This is a genomic window from Aeromonas rivuli (genome assembly GCF_000820045.1).
GTDB classification, from domain to species: domain Bacteria; phylum Pseudomonadota; class Gammaproteobacteria; order Enterobacterales; family Aeromonadaceae; genus Aeromonas; species Aeromonas rivuli.
Genome location: NZ_CDBJ01000066.1, coordinates 1 through 4605, shown reverse-complemented (window position 1 = coordinate 4605; position 4605 = coordinate 1). Strand labels below are relative to the sequence as shown.

Below are 4605 nucleotides of genomic sequence, written 5' to 3'. Positions count from 1 at the left end.
GATGGCCACCACCATTCAAAACCAGTTTGAAGTGGCATTGAACGCCATGATAGCCACCTGGCGAAACCAGCTGGGGCGCGACATTGTGCCAGAGGCACTGACTTGGCTGGGACAACAACTGCAGGGGGTGTATCGCTGCACGACGACCCTCACTTACCAGGCGCTGGCACGCCATCAAAATCCGTGGGTGACGGTTGAGGCAATCAATTTGGTTGTCATCAGCGAACTGTCATCGGGCGGGCGATAGGAGATTGGATAATGAAACAACCCACTTACCGCTGCGGCCAGACGCCGCGCGCCCTGTCTATCAAGGCATTTCGTACCCGCACGGCAGCCACCTTGTTCAATGGTGCGCTGAGCCCCGAGCAAGCCCAGGGGACTGGCTACCTGGTCAGCGTGCCGGCACTCATGGCACACCTGGGCCATGCCGTACCCCTTACGCATCTGGCTTACGCGCTGGCCACTGCATACCACGAAACGGCCCGAACCATGCAGCCGATTGAAGAATACGGCAAAGGGGCTGGGCGCCCCTATGGCACACCTGATCCCGAGACCGGCCAGACCTACTACGGGCGGGGCTTTGTGCAACTGACCTGGCGTGAGAACTATGCCAAAGCGGCAGCCCTTTGCTTTAACACCCAGCTTGAACAGGGCGTGGTGGATTTGGTGGGTCACCCGGACATGGCCATGAGCCCGTTTGTGGCGACGCAAATCACCTTGTTTGGCATGAGCAAGGGGTGGTTTACCGGCAAGCAGCTCTCGGATTATGACCGCGCGGACGGGACGTTCGATTACGTGAACGCGCGGCGCATTATCAACGGCACCGATCGGGCGGAGATGATTGCAGGCTATGCCCGCCAGTTTGAGGAGGCGGGCCGGTTGGCATCCGGGCAGCGCATTGTGCGCGACCAGGTCATGGTGGGCAGCCGCGGTGCGGACGTGATTGAGCTGCAATTGCTGCTGGGCTTGCCCCATGACGGGGTGTTTGGGGAGGTGACCCAGGAGGCGGTGAAAGGCTGGCAGCGCGCCCATGGTCTGCAGGCGGACGGGGTGGTGGGTCAGCTGACCTGGGATGCACTGGACGCAGAGGAGTACGGGCTATGAGCGCACTGAAGGCAATGATGGTGGCCATGGTGCTGTTTCTTACCAGCCTCCTGGGTGGGTGTGCGGCGTCCTATGTGGAGTATCAGGTTTCGGGGAGCGACGGCAGCTGCCCACCGGTGGTGGTGGCCGAGACCGCGTTTGGGGTGAAGGTACAAATCAACGAAGGCAAGCAGTGCAAGCAGGAGCGAGAAGATGAATAGAGTGGTAGGGGCGTTGGTGATGGTGGGGTTGCTGGGTGGGTGCTCGAGCATCATCACGTACATCCGAAACGACAACAGCAGCGGCAATGCCCAGTGCGAACCGGACTCCCCGAGTGGGGGGATCTTGTCGGTGCAGCGAGATTGCATCATCAACCAGCCGGCAGGAGGCGGCAACACTCGGGTGTCAACGACGCGCCCCAAGGCATAGTCAAAAACGACAAGGCCCGCATCGTGCGGGCCTTGTTCATTATGTAGTTCTCTTTAGCGATGGTGATGAGCGCTCAGGCGCCCAATCACATATTGCGGTGTTGAGACGCGATGGGCAGAGGTGGTGTCGTGGTTGGCATAAGCGGGCGTGTTGCTCAGCGCCAAGGCTACCCACAAAATATTCCACAACGAGGCCATTAAGAACCAGACCACCGAGCAGACGTTAAACAACATCATCGACAATGGGTTGGCGTACAAAGCCAGCTTAAATGACTCCTCCTCAAAGCGCTGCATGGCAAGCGACGCAGTGCCCTTGTCCTGGCGACGACCGGATGCGGCGAACGGCACCATCACCGCGCAGACGACCCAGAACCACCACTGGTCGAAAAACCGATAAGCCCCCATTGCGCGATCCAGGTCATCCTGAGTAGCGCACTTGTCGTGGACGACATCCTTAATCAACACGCTGAGCAGTCGCTTTTGTTTTCGGGCCGCCTGGTAGCACACCAGGTGATAGGCAAAAAACACCACAACCAATACAAAAATTTGGAGATCACTCATCGCTTGCTCCTGTTGCTTCTGTATTCATAACGTTACCCTGCCGCATTTGCTTACCGGTTTCAACTTCGGCGCGAAAATCCTCAACGGATAAAGGGATTATCTTGCGTTCAAGATAGCGTAACCATCGACTATAAAACGCATAGATAATTGCCCCACACACAACAACGGATGTAATAGTCGGCGACTTGTCATACATGGAAAGCAGAAAGTCGCCAAAATCATTTATGTAAGAGGTTGTGCATGCTGTCACCTCAGCTTCCATATTGAGCCCAACGTTAATAAATATGGCGCTGGATTCTAATGAACAACATGTCAATGATCTAGATATTTCTCCCAAGGCTCCCATAACCAGATCTGAAATAAACAAGGCCCGCATCGTGCGGGCCTTGTTATTGGTGGTATCTCATGTCACTGGCATCCAGGCATCGGGGTCTTCCCAGATTTCCTGGACAAACTCCAGAATGGCTTCCTTATCGCTGTCGGTCGTGCGCCTGACCACCACCTCATTGTTGAGCCCGCGCATCACCTCAATGGTGAGCTCTGGCCAGCGCCGATGCAGGCGACGTGCCGCCTCGCGTTGCAGTGCTTCCACTGCGCCGTTGGGGAGTTTCTGCTGCTTGTTGATGACGATGCGAAGGATCATGTTCTGGCGCTCCGGTGGCGGTGTGTTTTCATGACAACTGTATATTCATACAGTTGTCATTTCCAGCCCCAGTGATAAACATTTTCCACTAAAACAAACTCAGTTGATCACCCACCCGAGGCTCGTTATCGAGCCGCTCGCGCACAAACACAAACCAGCTCGATAGCCGGAACGCGAAGAACTCCGAGCCCTGGACGGCGTTGTGGGTTGCCCGCTTTTGCAGGCGCAGTACATCCCGGCAGGGCTTGGCCCGCAGTGCGGTGGTCGACTCAGTGCTCATGATAGTTACTCCGTTTCCATATCCACTCGGCCAGTTCGTGGGTGTTGTACCAGGCACGATCCAGACCAAGATGGCTCTTCAAAATGCTCATATCCAGCGGGTTCATCTCAATCATCTGGTGGAATTCATGGGCTGGCACCCGATGATCTGGCCACATCTCATTAAGTAACGCCTCCAGCTCCGCCGGTGTCGAGGGAGATATCATCTCGTAGCGCGGGTCAATGTGTCTCATGAGGGTGCCCTCCCGCGATCCAGCGCTCCAGGCCAGTGATCACTTGGCTCATTAAGGCTTTGGTGAGAAACCGGGCGCTGGCCACGTGGGCAGTGCGCATGCAAAACCGGTCCAGCGCGGGATCATCCAATCCATTACCCCAATCCAGCTCATGACACAACGCTGCCAGCTTGCGCCATTGGGCATCTGTTGGGCGATTATCGGCACGACCACCAGGGCGATAATCGGTGAGCCAACCATCATGCTTGAGCTCGCGCACCAGGGCGTCGAGCTGCGGTGAGGTCAGCTCCTTGCACGAGCGCTTGCCGGTCTTGCGGTGTAACCAGTCCCGGTATGCGCTATCTATCTCTTTGGGGGCGACACCCAATGAGACCAGCATGAGCTGCGCCCCCTTGTGGATAAGGCCATAGAGTGTTGCTGGCTTCATCATGCGTTCTCCTTCTCTTCAATCGGCAGGATGAAGTCCGTGCCTAACCAGGGCTTGTTGGCCACCTTTAGTACCAGGGCAGCAAAGAACTCGGACTGCTCTCGCACGCTGAACTGACTGCGCTCTCGCAGACTTTGAAACAGGGTGGCGGTGTCGCCATCAACGACAAAGCGCAGCTCCCTGGTGCCCGTTTCAAGGCGCTTGGCGCGCAGACGCTTGCTGCGCGTCGGCCCATCCAGTGGCTTTTCCTTACGAGGACGACCGGGTTTTCGCTTTTCAATAATCATTTATGTTCCTCCGCCACATAAATTAATTATATAAAAGTGGCGGCAAATTTGCGAACAAAAAAAGGCACCGAACGGTGCCTCATTTGAAGTAAAGAAAAGGGAAAGCGTCTATCTGGAGGGGCTGGTGGATTGACTCAGCTGCAGTGCCTGGGTGAACTCATACTCACCAATCACCGTGGCGTTTGGGGCGCGCATCAAGGTGGTGAAATAGAACTGACCATCATAGCCAAAGAAGACTGAGCCAGCCTTGGCAACCGCAGGCATATCAACCCCCAGTGCCTCCCACAAAGGGGCCAGTCTGGCACGGTCGATGTTCACTGCGGGGCATCCACCTGGGAAGCGCTCGCGTAACTGGGCGCAGTCCTTCAGTTGACCCTTGGGCACGTAGCGACGGGGGACACGCACCCCGGCGTAACCGGGTTCACTCCACAGTGCCTTGTCTGCCCGGTCATCAAAATGGCGAGGGACAACCCCCACCAGAATTTGACCATAGACAGACGCCCCGTATACCGGGTCGGCATCAAGCGACTCGGCAAAGTCCTGCGCCGCCTTGTGCAGCGCACTGAGTTCTTTTTGGTACCGACACCAGGCTTGCCATACCGGTACATCATCACAGCGATAGTGCATCATTGAATGCCTCCTTCAAGGTCATTTAAACGGGCTT

General features: G+C 56.5%; 12 protein-coding genes. 4 read left to right on the top strand and 8 right to left on the bottom strand.

Features of this window, described 5'->3' with window-relative positions:
* The 4 genes from BN1130_RS22675 to BN1130_RS15500 form a co-directional block, all read left to right on the top strand.
* Positions 1–247 (top strand): hypothetical protein (locus BN1130_RS22675; protein WP_042043045.1); only part of this gene is annotated, 247 nt, incomplete at its 5' end.
* An 11-nt stretch (positions 248–258) separates the two neighbouring features.
* The gene (locus tag BN1130_RS15510) at positions 259–1104 is read left to right on the top strand and encodes a peptidoglycan-binding domain-containing protein (RefSeq protein WP_052448243.1); all 846 of its coding nucleotides are present in this window, start codon (positions 259–261) and stop codon (positions 1102–1104) included.
* A complete protein-coding gene (locus tag BN1130_RS15505; RefSeq protein ID WP_042043044.1) occupies positions 1101–1304 on the top strand; it encodes a hypothetical protein in 204 nt (67 codons plus the stop codon). The genes BN1130_RS15510 and BN1130_RS15505 overlap by 4 nt, the downstream gene beginning before the upstream one ends.
* The gene (locus BN1130_RS15500; protein ID WP_042043043.1) at positions 1297–1512 is read left to right on the top strand and encodes a hypothetical protein; all 216 of its coding nucleotides are present in this window, start codon (positions 1297–1299) and stop codon (positions 1510–1512) included. The genes BN1130_RS15505 and BN1130_RS15500 overlap by 8 nt, the downstream gene beginning before the upstream one ends.
* A 53-nt stretch (positions 1513–1565) precedes the next feature.
* On the opposite strand, the gene BN1130_RS15495 is transcribed toward BN1130_RS15500, so the two are convergent.
* From BN1130_RS15495 to BN1130_RS15470, 8 genes are all read right to left on the bottom strand, one after another.
* Positions 1566–2072 carry a hypothetical protein gene (locus BN1130_RS15495; RefSeq protein WP_042043041.1) on the bottom strand — a complete coding sequence of 169 codons (507 nt, stop codon included), beginning with the start codon at positions 2070–2072 and terminating at the stop codon, positions 1566–1568.
* On the bottom strand, positions 2065–2448 hold the full coding sequence (locus tag BN1130_RS22345) for a hypothetical protein (RefSeq protein ID WP_157014047.1): 384 nt from the start codon (positions 2446–2448) through the stop codon (positions 2065–2067). The genes BN1130_RS15495 and BN1130_RS22345 overlap by 8 nt, the downstream gene beginning before the upstream one ends.
* A gap of 27 nt (positions 2449–2475) precedes the next feature.
* Complete coding sequence (locus BN1130_RS15490) at positions 2476–2715, bottom strand: DinI-like family protein (protein ID WP_042043040.1); 240 nt, start codon at positions 2713–2715, stop codon at positions 2476–2478.
* An 88-nt stretch (positions 2716–2803) separates the two neighbouring features.
* A complete protein-coding gene (locus BN1130_RS15485) occupies positions 2804–2995 on the bottom strand; it encodes a hypothetical protein (RefSeq protein WP_042043039.1) in 192 nt (63 codons plus the stop codon).
* The gene (locus BN1130_RS22340; RefSeq protein ID WP_157014029.1) at positions 2985–3227 is read right to left on the bottom strand and encodes a hypothetical protein; all 243 of its coding nucleotides are present in this window, start codon (positions 3225–3227) and stop codon (positions 2985–2987) included. The genes BN1130_RS15485 and BN1130_RS22340 overlap by 11 nt, the downstream gene beginning before the upstream one ends.
* Positions 3214–3657 (bottom strand): regulatory protein GemA, encoded by a 444-nt coding sequence (locus BN1130_RS15480; protein ID WP_084218228.1) that lies wholly within the window; start codon positions 3655–3657, stop codon positions 3214–3216. Before BN1130_RS15480 ends, BN1130_RS22340 begins: the two co-directional genes overlap by 14 nt.
* Complete coding sequence (locus BN1130_RS15475; RefSeq protein WP_042043036.1) at positions 3654–3941, bottom strand: hypothetical protein; 288 nt, start codon at positions 3939–3941, stop codon at positions 3654–3656. The genes BN1130_RS15480 and BN1130_RS15475 overlap by 4 nt, the downstream gene beginning before the upstream one ends.
* Positions 3942–4049: 108 nt before the next feature.
* Positions 4050–4571 carry a Mu-Gp12 family protein gene (locus tag BN1130_RS15470; protein WP_042043035.1) on the bottom strand — a complete coding sequence of 174 codons (522 nt, stop codon included), beginning with the start codon at positions 4569–4571 and terminating at the stop codon, positions 4050–4052.
* Between the last annotated feature and the right edge of the window lie 34 nt (positions 4572–4605).